Below are 21485 nucleotides of genomic sequence, written 5' to 3' on the forward strand. Positions count from 1 at the left end.
TCCCTCAGATACCTCGAGTACGACATTACGCTAAACTCGCGCGAGAAGCGTTTCAGCCTTTGATGGCCTTGGCCGCGAGCTGGCCGCAGGCGCCGTCGATGTCGGAGCCGCGGGTGTCGCGAAGGGTGGCGGTGATGCCGGCGCTGTGCAGGATCTCCAGGAAACGCCGCTCGTCCTCGGGCTCGGAGGCGGTCCATTTCGAGCCCTCGATGGGGTTCAACGGGATGGGGTTGACGTGCACCCAGTCGCTGCCGTAGCGGTTGAGGCGGTGGGCCAGCTGGCGGGCATGCTCGGCCTGGTCGTTGATGCCGCGCATGAGGGCGTATTCGATGCTCACGCGGCGGTGCGAGGCCAGATAATAGTCGTGGGCGGCGTCAAGGACCTGCTCGGAATTGAAGCGTTTGTTCATCGGCACCAGCTCGTCGCGCAGCTCGTCGTTGGGCGCGTGCAGCGAGACGGCCAGGCGCACCGGGATGCCCTCGGCGGTCAGTTTCTTGATGCCCGGCACCACGCCGACGGTGGAGACGGTGATGTTGCGCGCGGAGATGCCGAAGCCCTCGGGAGGCATGGCACTGATCTGGCGGACGGCGGAGAGCACGGACTTGTAGTTGCCCATCGGCTCGCCCTCGCCCATGAACACAACGTTGCTCAGACGGCCCGGCCCTCCGGCCATCCTGCCTTCCTCCATGGCTTTCGCGGCGACGCGCACCTGCTCCAGAATCTCGGCGGTGGAGAGGTTGCGGGTCAGGCCCAGCTGCCCGGTGGCGCAGAAGGGGCAGCCCATGCCGCAGCCGACCTGGCTGGATATGCAGAGCGTGGCGCGGTTCGGGTAGCGCATGAGCACGGACTCGATATGCGAGCCGTCAAAAAGCTCCCAGAGGGTCTTGACCGTCATGCCGTCGTCGGCGACCTGATGGGTCACTTCGGTGATGAGCGTTGGGAAGAACGCTTCCTTGGCCTTGCCGCGCATGGCCTCCGGAAAGTCGGTGAACGATTCGACATCGGTGTCGAAATGCGCGAAATAGTGGTTGGCGAGCTGCTTGACGCGGAACTTGGGCATGCCGAGCGCCTTGGCGGTCTCGATGCGCTGGTCCTCGCTCATGTCGGCGAAATGCAGCGGCGGCTTGCCGCGACGGGCGTGGTTCTTGGCGAGCACGTCGCGGAACGCGCCGGATTTGCCGCCCTGGGTGATGCCCGATTCGGGGGCGTCGTCACGAGTGGTTTGCGTGGGCGCGGAGGCGGTTTGCGGTTGTGCGTCAGTCATTGTGAATATCACCAATCATTATTCAAATAAGCACGTTAACAATCGTCATCAATATCAAAACCAATATTGGCGATTCACGACCATAATATTCAAGTACGGTCAACGGCCCAAAGCCGAATCGTTACCAACCACGAAGATGTAAAACCTATCGCTCACATGCCGGTGGCCCAGAGCAAGAGCGTGAAGAACGGGGCGCACAGCAGGATCGAATCGACGCGGTCCATCACGCCGCCGTGGCCCTTGAGCAGGTGGCCCATGTCTTTGATGCCCATGTCACGCTTGAGCATGGAGGCGCACAGGTCGCCGAACGTGCCGACGACGCCGACCATCACGCCCATGACCACCGGCACCCACCAGCGGCTGGCCCACAGGCCCGGGTAGGTGATCGCGAAGATGACGAACGCGCCGACCATGGCGAAGAGGATGGAGCCGATCAGGCCCTCGACGGATTTCTTCGGCGAGATGCGCGGCGAGAGCTTGTGTTTGCCGAGCCATGCGCCCGCGAAGAGGCCGCCCGTGTCGGAGAGCGCCGGCAGGAAGATGACCATGATGGCATGCGCGACGGGATGGCCGTTGAACGTCTCGGGCAGGATGATGCAGCTGGCGAGCACCAAGATATAGAGGACGATGAACATCGAGACCGCCACGTTGCCGATGCTGGTCTCGGGCTGCGAGGCCTTGTCGGACTTGGCCCCATCCCCAGCACCGGACTGCACACCGGCGGCGGTTTTCTTACCCTCGACGGCGGTGGCCAGGCGATCGCCGACCTGATGGCGCAGGCTGCCCATGATGGCCACGGCCACCAGCGAGACGGCCACGCCCACAGCCCCGGCCATGACGTGGTTGGGCGCGTAGTAGACGCCCAGCAGCGTGCCGGCGCAGCACAGCACGAGCGTGACGGCCGGTATGTGCAGGCCGACCGTGGCGAAGTCGACGCGAAGCTCGATCAGCGCCAGCGTGAGGAAGACGACGATGAGCAGGATATAGAGGTCGATCCTCACCAGCAGGCAGGCCACGATGATGGCTATCAGCAGGACCGCGGTCGCCACCGCCTGGGGCATGTTGCGCCCGGTCTTCTTGTTGATGTCGTCAATCGCGGTCTCGGCCTCGCCGAGCGCCTCACCTTGGTTGTGCTGTGTCATCGTCCCGTCTTTCGCGCTGTTTCCGCTGCTTTCCGGCTTGTGGCCGCGAAAGGCTCAGACCTCCATGATCTCCTGCTGCTTGGCCTCGAGCAGCTTGTCGATCGTCTCGGTGGTCTCGCGGGTGACCTTGTCGAGGTCCTTGAGCTGACGGTCGCCCTGATCCTCGCCCATGTCGCCGTCCTTGACGGCCTTGTCGATGGTCTCCTTGGCCTTGCGGCGGATGTTGCGCACCGCGACCTTGCCGTCCTCGGCCTTGGTCTTGGCGAGCTTGACGTATTCCTTGCGGCGGTCCTCGGTGAGCTCGGGCATGGTCAGGTGGATGACGTTGCCGTCACGTCGGGTGCTGCCACCCAGGTCGGAGTCACGGATGGCCTTCTCGACGGCGTTGGCCTGGGAGCCGTCGAACGGGGTGATCGACAGGGTGCGGGGCTCCGGCACGCCGATGGAGGCGACGGACTTGATCGGCGTGGGCGCGCCATAATAGTCGACCACGATGCCGTTCAAGAGGGCCGGGTTAGCGCGGCCGGTGCGGATGCCGGAGAAGTTCTCCTTGGTGGCCTCCACAGACTTGTTCATCTGCGCCTTGGCTTGTTCTACGGCGTTTGCCATGTTGTGCTCCTTTGTATACGGTGAAATTGTTGGTTGCCTTGTCGTGTTTTGCTCGTGGACCGTCGCTCGAAAGCTTGGGCCAAGCGGATCAGTCTGCGAGTTGCGAATCGATGTTCGACACCAGGGTGCCGATGGGCTCGCCGGTCAGCGCGCGCGTGACGTTGCCGGCCTGCTCGAGGCCGAAGACGCGGATGTGCTTGTTGTTGTCGCGGGCCATCGAAAGCGCCGCGGAATCCATGACGCCCAGGTCGTCGACCAGCGCGCGACGGTAGCTCAAGGTGTTGAAACGCTTGGCGTTCGGGTCTTTCTCAGGGTCGGCGGTGTAGACGCCATCGACGCCGTTCTTGCCCATGAGCACCTCGTCGCACTGGATCTCGAGGGAACGCTGGATGGAGACGGTGTCGGTGGAGAAGTACGGCATGCCCGCGCCCGCGCCGAAGATGACGACGCGCCCCTTTTCGAGGTGGCGGATGGCCTTCAGCGGGATGTAGGGCTCGGCGACCTGGCCCATGGTGATGGCGGTCTGCACGCGCGTGGCCTGGCCCTCCTGCTCGAGGAAGTCCTGCAGCGCCAGGCAGTTCATGACGGTGCCGAGCATGCCCATGTAATCGCCGCGGCTGCGCTCGATGCCGGCCTGCTGCAGCTCGGCGCCACGGAAGAAGTTGCCGCCGCCGACCACGATGGCGGTCTGCACGCCCTGCAGCTGCGCCTTGTGGATCTCCTGGGCGATGCGACGGATGACGTGGGTGTCGATGCCGACCTTGCCTCCGCCAAACGCCTCGCCGGAGAGTTTCAGAAGCACTCGTCGAACTTTGTTGCCTTGGTCATCGTCTGTCATCTGCGGCCTCTCCGTCCTGTTTGGTGGGCATATCACTGGTACTCTAGGGTATCCGTTCACAGCGACAGGCGCGCTGGCCTTCATGACGTGTCGACCATCAGTCGGCAACGCATGTAATACACCAAAATCCGCCCCATTACACGAAACGGGGACGGCATCGTGATGATGCCATCCCCATTTGTATTTAAGAACATATGCCCGTCACCCGGCGCGTTCACCATGAACCGCGCAGGCGAGGGACGAACGTCCGGACGGGACTACTCCTCGTCGCCCTTGCCGACCTCGATGCGCGCGAAGGCGAGCAGCTGGCCGCCGACCTCCTTGAAGAGGTCGCCGACGCGCTTGGAGGTGTCCTTGACATACTCCTGCTCGAGCAGCACGTTCTCCTTGTAGAAGGCGTTCATGCGGCCCTCGACAATCTTCGGGATGATCTTCTCGGGCTTGCCCTCGGCCTGCGACTTCTCGGTGGCCACGCGGCGCTCGGACTCGACGACCTCGGCCGGCACGTCCTCGCGGGTGAGCCACTTGGCGCCCATCGCGGAGATCTGCAGCGCGGCCTCATGGGCCACGGAAGCGCCCTTCTCGTCGGTGGCGACGATGGCGACGATGCTCGGCGGCATCTCGGCGGACTTCTTGTGCGCGTAGATCTCGACCTTGGGGCCCTCGACCTTGGCGACCTGGCCGACCTTGACGTGCTCGCCGAACAGGGCGGCCGCCTCTTCGACGGACTCCTTGACGGTGCCGTCCTCGGACTTGGCCGCGAGGACCTCGTCGGCGGTGGAGGCGTCGGCGGCGATGGCGTCGTCGAGCACCTTGTCGACGAAGGCGACGAACTTCGGGGTCTTGGCCACGAAGTCGGTCTCCGAGTTGAGCTCGACGGCGTATCCGGCCTGGCCGTTGGCGGTGTCGACGACGCGGGAGGCGATGGTGCCCTCCTGGGCGCTGCGGCCCTCGCGCTTGCCTGCGGCCTGGATGCCCTTGGCGCGGATGATCTCCTTGGCGCGATCGACGTCGCCCTCGGCCTCGGTGAGCGCCTTCTTGACGTCCATCATGCCTGCGCCCGTGTCCTCGCGGACCTTCTTGATCAAAGCTGCGGTAATTGCTGCCATGTGTATCTCCTTTAAAATGCTATTTGCGAATCAATGCACCAAAGGCGGCGCGGAAGCCAGAAGTTTCCGACACCGCCTTTTGCTGGTGTTGACTTCAGGCCTTGGCCTCTTCGACCTTGGTCTCCTCGGCCTTGGCTTCGGCGGGGCTGGTCTCGGCGGTGGCCGTCGCCTCGTCCGCGGGCTTCTCGTTGTCCTTGAGAAGGTCCTTCTCCCAAGCGGCCATCGGCTGCTCGGCCTTGTCCTCGGTCTTCTCGGCCTTGCCGCTGCGCTCGAGCAGACCGTCGGCGACGGCGTCGGCCATGAGGCTGGTCAAGAGCTCGATGCCGCGGATGGCGTCATCGTTGGCCGGAATCGGGTAGTCCACGAGGTCGGGATCGGTGTTGGTGTCGACGATGGCGACGACCGGGATGCTCAGCTTGTGGGCTTCCTGGACGGCCAGCGCCTCCTTGTTGATGTCGACGACGAACATGGCCGACGGGGTGCGGTTCATGTTGCGGATGCCGCCCAGCTGCTTCTCCAGCTTGTTCTTCTCGCGCTCGAGGAGCAGGAGCTCCTTCTTGGTGAGGCCGGAGCCGTGCACGTCGCTGAAGTCCATCTCCTCGAGCTCCTTCAGGCGCGCGACGCGCTTGGAGACCGTCTGGAAGTTGGTGAGCATGCCGCCGAGCCAACGCTCGGAGACATACGGCATGTTGACGCGGGTGGCCTGGGCCTTGATGGCTTCCTGGGCCTGCTTCTTGGTGCCGACGAAGAGCACGGTGCCATTGTGGGCCACGGTCTGCTTGATGAAGTCGTAGGCCTTGTCGATCAGGTCAAGGGACTTGAACAGGTCGATGATGTGGATGCCGTTGCGCTCCATCAGGATGTACTGCTTCATCTTGGGGTTCCAGCGACGGGTCTGATGGCCGAAGTGCAAGCCTGCCTTCAGCATTTCGCTCATAGTGATCTGAGCCATGATAATGCTACCTTTCAGTCGGTTATTGCCTGGTCATGCGAAGCTGAGTGCAACGAACCCGCAAGGCGAATCCGCCGACCGACACAGCCCATCACGTGCATGACGCGATTTTCGCGCGCCTTGGTTGACGATGATTCGTGTGGTTCAGCGACGACGTGACAATCGATGAACCGAATTGGCGCACAGAATTGAGGATAGCATAGGCGAGGTATATGGGTTTCTCTGGCGGCTTCACCGTAACCGGAGGGATTTCGGGGCAGTTTGGTCGGGAATGAACATATGTGTAGTCTGGTATTCTCTTGAATAAGACCGTTGCATTCGAGATACCAACGAGGTGCGAAAGTGACCGATATTCGGCCCGCCCCTATTCATTCCGAAAGACGACGAAGGCCCGGAACGGATATGATTCCGATTCCGGGTCTTCAAACGCTTGTAGCGTCTGGCTCAGCGGGCCTGGCGCATGCGGCGCATGGCTTCGCGGCGCTCTTCCTTCTCGAGGCGGTCGATATAGATGTGGCCGTCGAGATGGTCGGTCTCGTGCTGGAGCATGCGGCCCATGATGCCGCGGCCCTCCACGACGATGGTCTTGCCGTCGAGGTCGATGCCGCGCACGCGGGCGTAGTCGGCGCGGCGGGTCTTGTACCACAGCTGCGGCAGGGAGAGGCAGCCCTCGTCGCCGTACTGCTCGCCGCTGGTCTCCTCGACCACCGGGTTGATGACGTAGCCGAGCTTGCCGTCGATGTTGTAGGAGAAGACGCGCAGGCTCACGCCGATCTGGTTGGCGGAAAGGCCGGCGCGGCCCGGGTCGTCGACGGTGTCGAGCAGGTCCTGCACCAGCTTGCGCACGGCGGGGGTTATCTCCTTGACGGGATCGCACGGGGTGCGGAGCACGGGATCTGGAACGACTCGAATCTCACGAATGGACACTGCTTTACTCCTCCGGGGTCTTGTTTCCATCGACCGGCGACTGAGCCGCGGGCCCATCGTTGCCGGGCTTCTCGTTCCACGGATCGCGGGCACGCTCGGTCTTGCGGGCGTTGGCGCTCTGCTTGGCCTGCTCATAGGCCTTGCGGACCTTGGGGGTGACCGTGTCGGTGGCCTGGCGGACGCTTTCGGCCGTCTTGTCGATGAAACCGGCCGTCGCGGACGGGGCGGCCTTGGTCTTCGACTTCGGAGTATAGATGCGGGTGTTGATGAGGTTGGCGTAGTGCTCGAGCACCTTGGGGCGCACGACCTTCATGCTCGGGGTGAGCATGTCGTTCTCCTGGGTGAACTCGTCGGGGACGATGACGAACTTGCGCACGGACTCGGCGCGGGAGACCGAGCTGTTGGCCTGGTCGATGTATTGCTGGATGCACGAGCGCACGGCGTCGTTGTTGCAAATCTCGTCGATCGGCATGTTGGCGTCCATGCCGTGGTTGCCCAGCCACGAGCGCGTCATCTCGTGATCAAGCTCGATCAGGGCGGCGATGAAAGGCCTGCCGTCGCCGATCACCACGGCGTGGGAGACGAGCGGGCAGGTGCCGATCGTGTCCTCCATCGGGGCGGGGCTCACGTTCTTGCCGCCGGCGGTAATGATGATGTCCTTCTTGCGGCCGGTGATGTAGACGAAGCCGTCGTCGTCGATCTGGGCGATGTCGCCGGAGTGGACCCAGCCGCCGGGCTCGGTGGCCTCGGCAGTGAGCTCGGGCTGCTTGTAGTAGCCGAGGAAGACGTCCTCGCCGTTGATCAGCAGCTCGTCGTCGTCCGCCAGCTTGATGGCGATGCCGTTGCCGGGGCGGCCCACGGAGCCGACTTTGTTGAAGTCCTGGAAGCTGACGATGCAGGGCGCGGCGGTTTCGGTCATGCCATAGCCCTGGATGAAGGTGATGCCGTCCATGCCGTTGAAGAAGTGGGCGAGGTCCGCGTTCATCGGCGCGCCGCCGCAGGCGACGAACTTGAGGTTCGGGCCCAGGGCGCTGCGCACGGAGGCGCCGACGGTCTTCATGTAGAACTTGTGCATGATCCGCTCGCTGCCGGTGTGGCCGCGGCCCTCCTGCTCGTCCTTGCTCCACTTGACGAAGTGGTCGAAGGCCTTGTTGAACACGCGGCCCTGCAGGCCTGCGCCGGCCTTCTGCGAGGCGGCGTTGTAGACCTTCTCGAAGACGCGCGGCACGCCGAGCAGGTAGGTCGGCTTGAAGGTGCGCAGGTCGGTGAGCAGGTGCTTGGCGCTCGAAGTGTAACCCACGACGCCCTGCGCGCCAATGGCCACGTACTGGATGTAGCGGGCGAAGCAGTGGGCCAGCGGCAGGAAGAGCAGCAATCGGCTGGGCTGGTAGAGCATCTCGTCGAGCACGGCCCAACCGATGAAGGTCGTGGAGACGAAATTGCGGTGCGAGAGCATCACGCCCTTGGGCTTGCCGGTGGAGCCGGAGGTGTAGACGATGGTGAGCATGTCGTCGGCCCGCACGCGCGAGATGGCGCGGTCGAGCTCGGCGTCGTCGACGGAGGTGCCGAAATCGGCCACCGCGTCGAGGCCGCCCTCGGCGAAGTCGAAGACGTATTTGAGGCCCTCGCGCTCCTGACGCAGGCGCTCCAAGGTCTGGGCGTGCTGCTCGTCACCGCCGAAGGCGACGATCGGGTCGACGTCGGAGACGATGCCCTCGGCCTGCTTGGGCGAGTCGGTCTCGTAGATAGGCACGCTGACGGCGCCGATCGCGGCGCAGGCGAAGTCGACGACGCCCCACTGGTAGCTGGTGGCCGCATAGATGACGACCATGCTTCCGGCCTTCACGCCGAGGCCCAGAAGTCCCTTGGCGGTCTTGCGCACGCGGGCGAGCATCTGGCCGGCGGTGACCACATGCCATTGTTGTGTCTGTGGGTCCTGCCATTCGGCGATGGCACCGTCGGGATCCTTTTCGGCGCGCTTGGATAGCAATGAGTAAATCGTGTCCTTGTCCGTGGTGGGATGGACGGGCTCAAGATAGAATTCTCGCAACATATCTCCAACTATACGCAACCGTAACCCCAATTCCTACGGTAACGTAACTTTCTCTGCGCCTATTGACCGTCGCGAATCCGAGAGTCAGCCGAGGTCGGCCAGGGTGCAGACCCACCGCGTGCCGACCTGTTTGAGCACGAGGTTGACCCAGTAGCAGATCTCTCCGATGTTGAGGCTCACCACGATCTCGGTGGTCTCGGGGCTCACCAGCGTGCCATAGACCAGCGAAGGGATCGCGGGCAGATAGCACAGGCGTTTCTTGAGGTCCTGGTGGGTGCGCATGTGGTTCTCCAGAAGGTAGGACATGGTCTCCAGGCGTTTGAGGCACGGCGGCGTGACGGCGCGCTGGAGCACCTGCGGAGGCGTGCGGCCGCGCACCACGTCGAGGCTCATGCAGGCGATGCGGCAGGAGAGCATCGCGAAGCGCCGACATTCGTCCTCGTCCATCGAGCCTGGAAAACATCGCGATATGTGGTAGGGAATGGGGTTGTTGGAAAGCTCCACGCGTATCGAACCGTCGTATGCGGGCAGTCCCTCGCGGCGCCCCACCCGCGTGAACGGGTTTTGCTGGGCCAGCTCCATCTGCGGCATGCTCTTCTCCTTTCCTCTGGTTCTTCGGCCCCGGCGACCGGGCCGTGACCCGCGCGACGCCGAAGCGTCGGCCTGATTCAAGGACAACAGAAAAGGAGGATGAGGTCAAACCCTTGTGGACGAATCTTGTGGACATTGGACATTTTTGGACATTTGTCCACAAGATTTCCGCGATTAGGACTGTGCCTCACTCGGATATTGGACATGTCCACAGTCATGACCAATACGGAAATCATGGCATCATAAGCCATGGCATTCGGTCAATAGATCGCGTCTGACCTGACGGGCGTTAGATGTGTCGTCCTGTTGTTTTTCCTCGGGAAAATCTGTAAATCCTGTCGACGGCACTGAACGGTTTTCCGCATTCCCGCTTGCTTATGCCGAAAAACAATCACCGAAAGCCTCTGAATGAACGGTCTTCGGCATGCGTAACGTTCTATGCCGAAAAACAATCGCCGAAGGCTTTCACATGAACGGTCTTCAGCTTCCAGGAACATCCGTGCCGAAAAACGGTCCCTGACGGCTGCTTATGAACATTCCAGCGAACTTTTACCGGCAAGGATTCAGGAACAAGCATCCTGACCTACAGTCAGGAACAACCAATATCAGAAAACAATAAAACTGATAAGAGGTACCCGAAAACTTCTCTGAAAAACGTGTGGCCCGCATGCCATGAACAGACATGCGGGCTACACGGAAGAATGCGAAACTGCGAATCAGCCGCGGTGCAGCGGCGAGACGGCGACGTCGCAATGCTGGAAGCTCTTGAGGTCGACGTACCCGGCGGTGGCCATGGCGCGACGCAGCGCGCCGATGAAGTTGGCGGTGCCGTCGGCGCGGTGGCTTGGCCCGAAGAGGATCTGCTCGAGCGGCGCGACGGTGCCCACGTTGGTGCGGGAACCGCGCGGCAGTGAGGGATGGCGCGCCTCGGCACCCCAATGCATGCCCTCGCCGGGAGCCTCGGTGGCCCGTGCCAGCGGCGCGCCCAGCATGACGGCGTCGGCACCCATGGCCAGCGCCTTGACGAAACTGCCGGAGGTGCCCATGCCACCGTCGGCGATGATCTGCACATAACGGCCGCCCGACTCGTCCATATAATCGCGACGTGCTTCGGCCACGTCCGAGATCGCGGTGGCCAGCGGGGCCTGCACACCGATGGTGGCGCGGGTCGCGGAGACCGCTCCCCCGCCGAAGCCGACCAGCACGCCGGCCGCGCCCGTGCGCATCAGGTGCAGGGCCGCGGTGTAGCTGGCGGCGCCGCCGACGATGACCGGGACGTCGAGGTCGTAGATGAATTTCTTGAGGTTGAGCGGCTCGTGGCCCTGCGAGACGTGCTCGGCCGAGACGGCGGTGCCGCGGATGACAAACAGGTCGACGCCCGCCTCGACCACGGTGGAATAGAACTCCTGCGTGCGCTGCGGGGAGAGCGAGGCGGCGACGGTGACCCCGGCGTCGCGAATCTCGTGCAGGCGCTTGGCGATCAGCTCGGGCTTGATGGGCTCGGCGTAGATCTCCTGGAGACGCTGGGTGGCGTGAGCGTCGTCGAGCGAGGCGATCTCGTCGAACAACGGCTGCGGGTCGTCGTAGCGGGTCCACAGGCCCTCGAGGTCGAGCACCCCGAGCGCGCCGAGCTTGCCCATGGCGATGGCGGTGGCGGGGCTCGTCACCGAGTCCATCGGCGCGCCGATGACGGGCACATCGAACTGGTAGGCGTCGATCTGCCAAGCGGTGGATACATCCTGCGGATCCCTGGTGCGGCGTGAGGGCACGATGGCGATGTCGTCAAGTGAATAGGCCAGACGGCCCTTCTTGCCCAAACCGATTTCAATTTCCTGACTCATAGCTCCAAGACTAATGCGGGCATGTGACGAGGGCGACATGGCCGAGGCGGCGCAGGCCGGGCCGTTCCGAAGTGTGAAAAAGCAATGTGCCCGACACAAAAACGAGTAACAATGGCAGGCGACGAAGCCGAGCGGGCGACCGGGCGGGACGACGGACGAATGACGCCACGCCGCCGCGAACCACGACAGACGCCCCGAAACAAGCCGAAGGAGAACGCATGAGCAAGATCAAGGTCGAAGGCACCGTGGCCGAACTGGACGGCGACGAGATGACGAGGGTGATTTGGAAGGATATCAAGGACCGTCTCATCCTGCCTTATCTCGACATCGACCTTGACTATTACGACCTCGGCATCCAGAATCGCGACGCGACCGACGACCAGGTGACCATCGACGCGGCCAACGCCATCAAGCGGCACCACGTCGGCGTCAAATGCGCCACCATCACGCCTGATGAGGCGCGCGTCAAGGAATTCGGCCTCAAGAAGATGTGGAAGTCCCCCAATGGCACCATCCGCAACATCCTGGGCGGCACGATCTTCCGCGAGCCCATCGTCATCTCCAACATCCCGCGCCTCGTGCCCGGCTGGACGAAGCCAATCATCGTCGCACGCCACGCCTTCGGCGACCAATACAAGGCCACCGATTTCACGGTCGACAGGCCCGGCCGCCTGACCGTCACCTTCACGCCCGAGGACGGCAGTGAGCCGATCGAGCATGTGGTCTACGACTATCCCGGTGCCGGCGTGGCCCAGGTGCAATATAATCTCGACGAATCCATCCGCGGCTTCGCGCGCGCCTGCTTCAACTACGGGCTGCTGCGGCACTATCCGGTGTATCTGTCGACCAAGAACACCATCCTGAAGGCCTACGATGGCCGGTTCAAGGACATCTTCGCCGAGGTCTTCGAGACCGAATACAAGACGCGTTTCGAGGCCGAGGGGCTCACCTACCAGCACCGGCTCATCGACGACATGGTGGCCAGCTCGATGAAGTGGCACGGCGGCTACGTATGGGCCTGCAAGAACTACGACGGTGACGTGCAATCCGATTCGGTGGCGCAGGGCTTCGGATCGCTGGGGCTCATGACTTCGGTGCTGATGACGCCCGATGGCAAGACCGTGGAGGCCGAGGCCGCGCACGGCACCGTGACCCGCCACTACCGCCGCTGGCAGAAGGGGGAGAAGACCTCCACCAACCCCATCGCCTCGATCTACGCGTGGACCGGCGCCCTCAAGCAGCGCGCCAAGCTCGACGAGACCCCTGAGGTCGCGCGGTTCGCCGAGACACTCGAGCAGGTGGTCATCCAGACCGTCGAAGGCGGCCAGATGACCAAGGATCTGGCGACCCTCGTGGGGCCCGACCAGCCATGGCTCGACACCGAGGGGTTCATGGACGCCCTCGAGGACGGGTTGCGGCGCTCGCTGGCTGAGTAGGACGTCGGAAAGGGCGTTGTAGGGCCGAGCCATGCGCCAATCCATGCCAAGCCGGATGGACGTTATGGCGTTTACTTGGATCGGCCCGATAACGCGAATCATGTGAGGTTGTTGGCGCTCCAGACGACCTTCGAAAGGTCTCTTAGCGGCCACGGTCTAGTATTGGCAATGTTGATTTTCCCGGCAGTAAGAAGGATGGGCCTATGGCCGTGCGAGGCATGCACCGATTCACCCGTGTGACAACGTTTCTGACAGCGGCGGCGCTGGTCTTCGGGCTTTCCGCCTGCGGCGACAAGTCCGGCGCTGATTCGACGCCGGCCTCGTCGGACACCGGGGCGAACAGCAAGGAGCTCGCGAGCAGCAACATCGCCATTTTCACGCCCAAGGACGGTTTCTCCATCTCGCAGCACACGCCGCTCAACAAATGGACGAAATTCACGCCACGTTTGACCAAACAGCTGGTGAAGGCCGGTTTCGCGCATGGCAACATCACGACCAAGACCGACGAGGACCTGACCCACCAGAGCAACGACGTGCAGGATTACGTGGTCAACCGCCTCTCCTCGGCCACCGCAAGCCAGAACAAGCACACCACGCTCATCGTCGCCCCGGTGATCGATTCCAACAACGACCTGCGGCAATACGGCGACTATGTGACCACCCCCGACGCCCAGCCCTCCGATGGACAAGCGGATTCGGGTTCCGGTGACGCCTCGAAGAACACGACGAATGAATCCGGGGCACAGGACGGTTCAGGCACAAGCACGGACACAGGGGGCAAGAGCAACGACGCGGCCTCAGCTTCGGCTTCCGCTTCGGCGACCAAGCGTCTGGGCAAGGCGCTGAAACTGGCGCGCAAGGCCGGGGCTCACGTAGTGGTGCTCGCCGACCCGATCGACGGCTTCACCCCCGACGCCTATGTGCAGATGTCGACTCCCGAAGAAGTCGGCGCCCTGCAGGCACAGCAGCTGGCCAGCAAGCTCGCGCTTGACAAGGCCACCAGCAACCATCCGAAGGCCATCGAGGTGCTGCTGCCCATCAATCCCAAGGACGATAGCGGCAAAGGCGGCAAGGACGAGACGGGCAGCGAGGACATGCAGTTCGCCAAGAAGGCCTTCGCGGGCATCTGGGGCGTGCTCGGCCCATACTTCAAGGAGGGCAAGGCGGTGAGTCCCTCGGGCCTCATCACCAAGGAGACCACCGAGAACAGCTGGGGGCAGCTGACCTTCGAGGCCGGCAAGACCAGTGAGATCAGGGACACGCTCGACAAGCGTCTCACCGCCGGCGAGGACAACGCCACCCCGCGCCATATCGACGGCATCATCGCGATGAACGACTTCGTCAGCTCCGGCGTGGTGGACGAGCTCACCAATCTCAAATACACCGGCTCGTCGGCCGACATCAATCCCGAGATCACCGTCTCGGGCATCGTCGGGACCATCACCGGCAAGCAGGACATCGATCGCCTAGCCGTGCCCGCACCAAAGGGCAATACCGACACCAACGACGGCGGCGAGTCCACGGACGGTTCCGCCGGCTCCGAGTCCGGCAAACAGCCCAACAAGGTCGACATGGCATGGCCCATCATCACCGGCTATGGCGCCTACCTCGACATGATCCCGCATATCGTCGATGGCAAGCAGTGGATGACCGGCATGGAGGACAGCCAAGCGTTGTGCGAGGACATCGCCAAGATCACCTCGCGCATGAGCCTCGGCAAGACCTTCACCGACTATACGTTCGTCAAGAAGCAGGGAGCACAAGACTCCTCCGCTCCATTCATCAGCGAGGGGCTGATTCCCATCAGCGCCGACAATCTCAAAGCGCAGCTCATCGAGCCGGGTTACATCTCCATGGCCGACGCCGGTCTCTGATTCGGCGGCTTCACAACCGTTTGGTATCGCTCCGAACAACCGCAGGCGTCGACCCCACGTCTACCCTCGCGGGCGACATGACATGGCATCGGACCGCCATGGTCACCTGGTGTCCTCCGATCATGGATCCAACGGCTTGAGCACGATTTTCTCCTTGCGGACCTTGTGCTCGGGATCGGTGTAGTTCCTTTTGGCGTCCTTCACACCCCAATGCACGCACACGCCGGTGCAATGGTCGGAGACACCCGCGACCGTGGCGAACGGCGCGCCCTTCACCAGTGGTGTTCCTATGGGCAGCTCGGTCTGCGCGGGCTCGAAGGTGAGCGTGAACCGGCCGTGCCTGATGCTGACCACGGATTTGCCCGCCACGAGGCCGACAAAGGAGATGAACCCGCTGGCCGGGGCAGTCAGCGGGGTGCCCTCCACCGCGGCGATATCGACGCCACGATGTCCCGGCTCCCACTTGCGTGCTGGGCCGTTGAACTTCCTGATGACCACCGCCGGATGCACGGGCCAGATGAACTGCGCCTTGCACTCCTTACCGGTTACCAGACCGGCTGGCTCTGCCGACACCGCCGACCCGTCCAACGTGTCTTCCACACAGGTGTCACGCATCTCCTCAAGCGGATCAACTGCTTCAACCGACCCTGCTGACCCAACTGACTCAAGCAAATCCCATTGCTCAACTTTGGACCCTTGCTCAGGCTCCACCATCGGTCTGATTCGCTGTATAGGACTCACTGACGCGCCCGACAAACCCTGATCAAATCGTTGTGATTGACCCATCTGACGCTGACGCATTTGCGTCAATGGCTCCATTGAATTAACCGACTCCACTGGCCTCATCTGCGCAGCAGTTACCGACGGGACCCGGCCTTGCGCCGCCTCTCCCCCGGAATCCGTGCCCACCTCGACCAGCAGCAACGCGAACATCGACAGGACCACCAGCATCACGCATGCCATGGCCGCCCACCGCCGGAACTGCTGCTGTTCCTTTTGTTGTTCACTCCACCGAGCGATCCGCCGCCTCCTGCGCTCTTTGTCATCCCTCATATCCGCTCCTTTCGTCGACGGGATGATTCCAGACTGCCGTGCGGGAGCTGGCGAATCCAGCCCAACAGGGTCATGTGGTCGAACGGTTGGGGTTATCCACATGCTCCGGGCGTGTCGCAAAAGTTATCCACATTACAGGTGATTTCTGCTATATATCTAGCGACGGCACCCATGCGGTCTATATTGGTGGTGATGAGCAAGAAACAACAAAACAAGGCGCGTGACGCCGCCAAAGCCGGCAACGCGAAACAGACGACGACGCCTGCAGCCACACCAAAAGACAACCCGGAAACCGTCGATCGCAGCCTGCCACGCTGCTGGCCGATCGACGTCATATCGCCGCTGATGGCTGAGTACCACGACCACGAATGGGGCGTGCCCTGCCACGATTCCCAACAGCTGTTCGAACGTCTCGGACTGGAGGCCATGCAGGCGGGACTCTCGTGGAACACGGTGCTCAACAAGCGAGAGAGCATTGATAAAGCGTTTTACGACTTCGACATCGAACGGGTGGCGGCGATGACACCCGAGATTCCGGAACTGCTGAAGAACAAGGCGATCATCCGCAACCGGCGCAAGATCGAGGCCATCATCCACAACGCCCAGGTCGTGCTTTCGCTTGACGAGCCGTTCGCCGACTATATCTGGCAATTCGCGCCTGACGGGCCGAAGGTCAACCGGCCGAACAGCTGGGATGACGTGCCGGTGACGACGCCGCAGGCCGAGAAGATGAGCAAGCGTATGAAGAAAGATGGCTTCAAATTCGTGGGGCCGACGATCATCTACGCCTATATGCAGTCGATCGGCATGGTCAACGACCACGCGGCCGGATGTTTCTGCTGCGCGTGACGAATTTGGGATCTTTGAAACGTAAGCAACCTGCTAAAACGTTTCAGCATGCAATCCACTAAAGCGTTTTAGCACTAGAAATCGCAACGATTATACCTAAATGGCAAGTGACAACAATGGACGCGCAGGCCACCACCCCGATACTTACCAACAAGTGTCAAATCTAAGCGCAAGCCCGTGTGCCCACTCACATGGCACGACTAATCACTGCCCACACAGACCTTGGCGCACCATGATGCCGTAGGCCTCGCGACCACCGCCCTCGCCCGGGGTGAGGTGGGTGCCATCGTCATAGAAATACTCGGAATGGCCGTTGCTCAGGGTGTACCAGTCGAGCAGGCCGGCGTTCTTGTGCTTGGCGACCACGGAACGCAGGATGGCGTTGTTGCCGTCCTGCCAGGCGACGGGCGCGCGCACGGTGGTGAAATAGACCGGTCGGCCGCCCACGGCCTTGATGATGTCCTCGACCTCCTGCGGGCTGTTGATAGGCCCGTTGGTGCCCAGCGCCAGGATGAGCACGCCGCCATGGCCTTCGGCGAGATGCTGGTTGTAGAGCCCAAGACCCGCGCTGAATGGCCGGCCGACGAGATTGTCCTGGAAGGCGGCGGGAATGTGGTCCTGCACGTAATCCTGGGCACCCATCTCCACAGAATCACTGATGATGAGCGGGTCGGCGGTGCAGGTGCCGGTGGCCGCGTCATAGGTCCAGCGCGAGGCGTCGAGGTTCTTCGGCACCTTGGCGGCCTTCGGTACCAGTCTTGGCGGCAGGTTCCGAGAGGGCTTGGGCACGGCGTCGCGGCGCAGGGCCAGCACGTCCTTCTTCACCGCTCCCCCAACACCCATGGCGTTGCCGACGGCGATGAACTCATGGCGCAGATTGGCCGAGCGGGTCTGCGCGACGGCGGTCCAATCGCACGGGATGAAGCTGACGACCAGCGTGGCCACGACGCCCAGAACCGCGAGGACTTTGGAGGTGAGCCTGACCTCGCCGAACGGGCCCGGCCTGCGCTTGAGCCCGCGCCGCGCGGCCTCGGCGAGCCAGTAGAACGCTTCGGAAACAGCCCAGACTACCAACAGCTGCAGCACCACTTCCCACCAGGCGGGCTTGGATGTGCGGATCGCGGGGTTCATGAATTCGAGCAGCGGGTAGTGCACCAGGTAGATCGAGAACGACCTGGAGCCGATATAGCGCAGGATCCGCGAGCCGAGAATGCGCGAGCACCAGTTGTTGGTGTCGAGGGCGACGAGCAGCGCCAGGGCGACCATGATGGCCACGAACTGGTAGCCGGCACGGTAGAGCAGCGGTTCGGTGCCGTCACAGAAGATATAAAGCACTACAAGCGCGGCGACGAGACAGAGACCGGCCAGCGCGCGCAGCAGGGAGCCGGAACGTGGTGAGGAGGCCGCCACAGGAGCTACAGACGTGGCCGCGATCGTATCGGCATCAGCGTTCGCAACCTTGACGGACTGCTCGTCCGAAGCCTTGCCGGAAGCAGGTTTCGTCGCTTTATCCGAAGCGTCATCACCATGCCGATTCGCCAGCATGAACGCCAGCAGCGCACCGATCATCAGCTCCGAAAAGCGGGTATCCAATCCGTAGTAGACCCTGGACACACCTGCGCCACCAGCGTATAGCAGCACCATCGCGGCCGTGGAGGCCACGGCCAAAGCAAACGTGATGGCGGTTTTCGCCTTACTCCTGAGCCGGAAACGATGCATCAGCCAAAGCAGGCAGGTCCACACCAGGTAGAACTGCATGGTCACGGCGAGGAACCACAGGTGCGTCAGCGGTGATGGCAGGCCGGCGGCCGCGAAATACGGAACCTTGCGGAAGATGTAGACCCAGTTGCTGGCGTAGAGCATGCTCGGCAGCGCGTCGGCGTGCACCTTCGGCAGCAGGCCCGGCGAGAAGGCGTAGGTGGCGGGCACGACGAGCGCCATCAGGGCGAAAACCGGGATGGCGATGCGCTTGATCTTGCTCCACAGGTAGCGCCAGAAGCCGAATCCGCACGGCGAGGCGAAGCGGCGCTCGACACTCGAGGTGATCAGGAAGCCCGAGATCACGAAGAACAGGGTGACGCCGAGAAACCCGCCGCGCAGTAGCGACGGACGGGCGTGGTAGCCGACCACGCCGATGATCGCCAGGGCACGCAGGCCATCGATGGCATCGACATGGTGGGACGCCTTGGCTTTGTCTGCGGACGGTTTCGGCGATTTTGCAGGCGCTGCCGTCGTCGCAGTCACCGTCGTCTTGGCGGACGTTGAGGCTGTGACATCGGAATGCCGTTGGTCCTTCGTTTTCTTGGCTGACGAACGAGAATCTAAGGCCTTTGAAGACTTGGAATCGTTCATGTCACTTGTGTTCACGACTCCGCTGGCGGCAACAGTTGGCTTGGTGCGTGAAGCCGGTTTCGTGGCTGACTTCGTGCGAGAGGTTTTGGTTTTGGTTGAGGGCGAGGTCGATTTCGCGCGAGCCTTCTTGACCTTGCTGGGCTGATCAGACGCTACTTTGGTCACCGCTGCTTTCGAATGCGCAGTCTTGCTCGAAGCCGACTTGGTAGACACAGACTTAGTCGACGTAGTTTTGGCCGATGTCGTCTTGGTGGACGCAGACTTGGTCGAAACTGACTTCGCAGACGTTGTTTTGGTTTTGGATGTCTTTGAAGCCTTGGCGGTCGAAGAACTGTTACCAGCTGCTTTTTTGCCGGAACGCGCGGCCTTCGTCTTGTTCGCGGCAGAGGCTTTTGAACGCGATGTGCCGGCGGACTTCGCTTTGGATTGGCGCTTCCTCACCTCACCAGTCGCTTTGCGGTCGGTGGTTTCGGCGGATTCTGGCTTCTTGCGAGTGGACGCTTGTTTCGTGCCACTCTGGGGCGGTTTCTGGGTGGCACGAGTCTTGCTCTTGGTTTCCGGCGAATTCTTCTTGGTCGAGGTCGCCGATGTAGCCTTCTTGGATGCGCCTGTTTTGGTTGAAGTCGTCCGTTTCGTGCTTGCGGACGCTTCTCCCCTGTCGTTTGCCGCACCGCTCTTGCCGGCCTTGGTCCGTTTCACGCTCGCTGTGGAAGTGCTTTTGGATGAGGATGCCTTAGTTGTGGCCTTCGCAGTCTTGCCTTTGCGCTTGCTATTGATGCCGATTGAAGAAGCTTTCTTCTTATCTTGCGTGGTTTCGCCCTTGACCGAGGAATCATGGCTGGCGGTCATGGAAGTCTTGGCTCGGCGCACGTCTTTTGTGGCTTTACTTGATTTCGTTTCGGCCTCGCCTGTTGCGGATTTCGGACGCTCGACACGTCCCCCGTCTTCCTGCTCCGACCCTCGCAACACCAACTTAGCCTTCGCCTTTCAGCCAATAACGGGCCGGCGATAGTGCCTGCACCGAACAGAAGACTAACAAGAGGCGTAGATGGCTTTCATCGCCGACACGCCGCCGTTCCGGTAGCCCCGCACAGCTCGCCAAGCCACTGCGCACAGACAGGCGCAGGCGACTTCCCCGGCACCTCGGAAATCAAAAAATCCCAGGACCCGTAAGTCCTAGGATTTCGTTCCGCTCCCGCAGCTGGGCTTGAACCAGCGACATTCTGATTAACAGTCAGACGCTCTGCCAACTGAGCTATGCGGGAATGTCTTTCGCAGCGCTTGAAGCACCGCACAAGAAATAAATAATATACCGAAACCCGGTTTGTGCAAGTCGGTGGCGTGTCGCATAACTATTAGTCCATTGGCCACACGATGCCGCTTTCGTCGGGGTCGACAGCGCAACGTCTCAAGACCTTGCAACCCAAAAACCAGCTTTCAGCTATACGTAGGCCGGCCGCACGACGACGTCGAAAACAATGTCGCCCCACAGCCGGCCGTATCCTGCGCCCGCCTCGGGTGCCGCCTCAGACGCTGATGACGTCCATGGGCATGGCCGAGTCGATGGAGAAGTCCATGCTCGACGGGCGCACGCCGGCCTCCACCAGGTTCACGCCGAGCGTGGCGACCATCGCGCCGTTGTCGGTGCACAGCTTGAGCTGTGGGATGCGCACCTCGACGCCGTGGGCCTCGCCGACCTCCAGCAGCTTGGCTCGTAGCTGGGAGTTGGCGGAAAAGCCGCCGCCGACGATCAGCGTTTTGGAATCGTATTGCTCACAGCCACGGATCGCCTTGTTGGCCAGCACAGTGGCCACCGAGTCCGCCAGCGAGGCGCACACGTCATCCACGGGAATCTCGCGGCCTGCGGCGCGCTCGGCCTCCACCCAACGGGCCACGGCGGTCTTGACTCCGGAGAAGCTGAAGTCGTAGGGGTGTTCCTTGCCCGCCTTGCCCTTGGTGAGGCCCTGCGGCACCTTGATGGCGTGCGGATCGCCGAGCTGGCCGTGACGGTCGATGTGGGGGCCGCCAGGGTAGGGGAAGCCAAGCAGGCGCGCGATCTTGTCGAAGCACTCCCCCGCGGCGTCGTCGAGCGTGGTGCCCACGACATCAACGTGACGGGCGACGTCCTGGACGTGCAGCAGCGAGGTGTGGCCGCCTGAGACGATGAGGGCCAACGTGTCGACCGGGAACGGGCCGAATTGCAGCTGGGTGACCGCGATGTGGCCGATGACGTGGTTGATGCCGTAGATCGGCTTGTTCGCGGCCCAAGCGAGGGCTTTCGCTCCCGAGACACCCACCGCAAGGCAGCCGGCCAGTCCGGGGCCAGCGGAGACGGCTATGGCGTCGATGTCGGAGAGGTCCATGTTCGCGTCGGCCAGCGCCTTGGAGACGACCGGCACGAAGGCCTCGGCGTGGGCACGGGAGGCGATCTCGGGGATGACGCCGCCGTAGCGGGCGTGTTCGTCCATCGAGGAGGCGACCACGTTGGAGACGAGCGTCCGGCCTTGCACGATGGCCGCGGCGGTCTCGTCGCATGTGGATTCGATTCCCAGCACTATCGGTTCGCTCATCGTTCGTCCGCCTTTCCGCCGAACC

Annotated in this window: 18 protein-coding genes and 1 tRNA gene; 5 read left to right on the forward strand and 14 right to left on the reverse strand. The window is 62.5% G+C overall.

Translation table 11 applies throughout. The features are described from left to right. Positions 1-52 precede the first annotated feature (52 nt). The 10 genes from rlmN to OZY47_RS04635 all read right to left on the reverse strand — a co-directional run bounded on the left by rlmN (position 53) and on the right by OZY47_RS04635 (position 11326). The gene (gene rlmN, locus OZY47_RS04590) at positions 53-1264 is read right to left on the reverse strand and encodes a 23S rRNA (adenine(2503)-C(2))-methyltransferase RlmN (protein ID WP_277177183.1); all 1212 of its coding nucleotides are present in this window, start codon (positions 1262-1264) and stop codon (positions 53-55) included. Between the two features lie 152 nt (positions 1265-1416). Next, positions 1417-2406, reverse strand: coding sequence for a phosphatidate cytidylyltransferase (locus tag OZY47_RS04595; protein WP_277177184.1), 990 nt, complete (start codon positions 2404-2406; stop codon positions 1417-1419). Between the two features lie 54 nt (positions 2407-2460). Beyond that, positions 2461-3015 (reverse strand): ribosome recycling factor, encoded by a 555-nt coding sequence (gene frr, locus OZY47_RS04600; protein WP_277177185.1) that lies wholly within the window; start codon positions 3013-3015, stop codon positions 2461-2463. An 88-nt stretch (positions 3016-3103) separates the two neighbouring features. Next, positions 3104-3853, reverse strand: a complete 750-nt coding sequence (gene pyrH / locus OZY47_RS04605; RefSeq protein WP_277177186.1) for a UMP kinase — start codon at positions 3851-3853, stop codon at positions 3104-3106. Between the two features lie 257 nt (positions 3854-4110). Further along, complete coding sequence (gene tsf / locus OZY47_RS04610) at positions 4111-4962, reverse strand: translation elongation factor Ts (RefSeq protein WP_277177187.1); 852 nt, start codon at positions 4960-4962, stop codon at positions 4111-4113. 94 nt (positions 4963-5056) lie between these two features. Beyond that, entirely contained in the window at positions 5057-5914 is an 858-nt protein-coding gene (rpsB, locus tag OZY47_RS04615; RefSeq protein WP_277177188.1) for a 30S ribosomal protein S2, read from the reverse strand. A 444-nt stretch (positions 5915-6358) separates the two neighbouring features. Further along, the gene (gene def, locus OZY47_RS04620; RefSeq protein WP_277177189.1) at positions 6359-6841 is read right to left on the reverse strand and encodes a peptide deformylase; all 483 of its coding nucleotides are present in this window, start codon (positions 6839-6841) and stop codon (positions 6359-6361) included. Between the two features lie 4 nt (positions 6842-6845). Then, positions 6846-8894 (reverse strand): AMP-dependent synthetase/ligase, encoded by a 2049-nt coding sequence (locus tag OZY47_RS04625; RefSeq protein ID WP_277177190.1) that lies wholly within the window; start codon positions 8892-8894, stop codon positions 6846-6848. An 84-nt stretch (positions 8895-8978) separates the two neighbouring features. Next, a complete protein-coding gene (locus OZY47_RS04630) occupies positions 8979-9485 on the reverse strand; it encodes an Rv3235 family protein (RefSeq protein WP_277177191.1) in 507 nt (168 codons plus the stop codon). 716 nt (positions 9486-10201) lie between these two features. After that, positions 10202-11326, reverse strand: coding sequence for a GuaB3 family IMP dehydrogenase-related protein (locus tag OZY47_RS04635; RefSeq protein ID WP_277177192.1), 1125 nt, complete (start codon positions 11324-11326; stop codon positions 10202-10204). Positions 11327-11544: 218 nt separating this feature from the next. Between OZY47_RS04635 and OZY47_RS04640 the strand changes: the two genes are divergently transcribed. Continuing rightward, entirely contained in the window at positions 11545-12762 is a 1218-nt protein-coding gene (locus tag OZY47_RS04640; protein ID WP_277177193.1) for an NADP-dependent isocitrate dehydrogenase, read from the forward strand. A gap of 236 nt (positions 12763-12998) precedes the next feature. Further along, positions 12999-14636 (forward strand): hypothetical protein, encoded by a 1638-nt coding sequence (locus tag OZY47_RS04645; RefSeq protein WP_277177194.1) that lies wholly within the window; start codon positions 12999-13001, stop codon positions 14634-14636. A 120-nt stretch (positions 14637-14756) separates the two neighbouring features. Here OZY47_RS04645 and OZY47_RS04650 read toward each other — a convergent pair whose 3' ends face one another. Then, positions 14757-15251, reverse strand: a complete 495-nt coding sequence (locus OZY47_RS04650; protein ID WP_277177195.1) for a peptidoglycan DD-metalloendopeptidase family protein — start codon at positions 15249-15251, stop codon at positions 14757-14759. A gap of 630 nt (positions 15252-15881) precedes the next feature. Between OZY47_RS04650 and OZY47_RS04655 the strand changes: the two genes are divergently transcribed. Continuing rightward, positions 15882-16538, forward strand: a complete 657-nt coding sequence (locus OZY47_RS04655; RefSeq protein ID WP_277177196.1) for a DNA-3-methyladenine glycosylase I — start codon at positions 15882-15884, stop codon at positions 16536-16538. Positions 16539-16742: 204 nt separating this feature from the next. Here OZY47_RS04655 and OZY47_RS04660 read toward each other — a convergent pair whose 3' ends face one another. Continuing rightward, on the reverse strand, positions 16743-18782 hold the full coding sequence (locus OZY47_RS04660) for an acyltransferase family protein (protein WP_277177197.1): 2040 nt from the start codon (positions 18780-18782) through the stop codon (positions 16743-16745). Between the two features lie 58 nt (positions 18783-18840). On the opposite strand from OZY47_RS04660, the gene OZY47_RS04665 reads away from it, so the two are divergent. Continuing rightward, entirely contained in the window at positions 18841-19035 is a 195-nt protein-coding gene (locus OZY47_RS04665) for a hypothetical protein (RefSeq protein WP_277177198.1), read from the forward strand. A gap of 42 nt (positions 19036-19077) precedes the next feature. Next, positions 19078-19902: a hypothetical protein gene (locus OZY47_RS04670; RefSeq protein ID WP_277177199.1), complete on the forward strand. Its 825-nt coding sequence runs from the start codon at positions 19078-19080 to the stop codon at positions 19900-19902. Positions 19903-20082: 180 nt separating this feature from the next. Here OZY47_RS04670 and OZY47_RS04675 read toward each other — a convergent pair. Together OZY47_RS04675 and tsaD are read right to left on the reverse strand one after the other, a co-directional pair. Next, positions 20083-20155, reverse strand: a tRNA-Asn gene (locus OZY47_RS04675). Between the two features lie 261 nt (positions 20156-20416). Beyond that, a complete protein-coding gene (gene tsaD / locus OZY47_RS04680) occupies positions 20417-21460 on the reverse strand; it encodes a tRNA (adenosine(37)-N6)-threonylcarbamoyltransferase complex transferase subunit TsaD (protein WP_277177200.1) in 1044 nt (347 codons plus the stop codon). Positions 21461-21485 lie beyond the last annotated feature (25 nt).

The sequence above is a fragment of the Bifidobacterium sp. ESL0790 genome, assembly GCF_029395435.1.
In the GTDB taxonomy this organism is placed as follows: domain Bacteria; phylum Actinomycetota; class Actinomycetes; order Actinomycetales; family Bifidobacteriaceae; genus Bifidobacterium.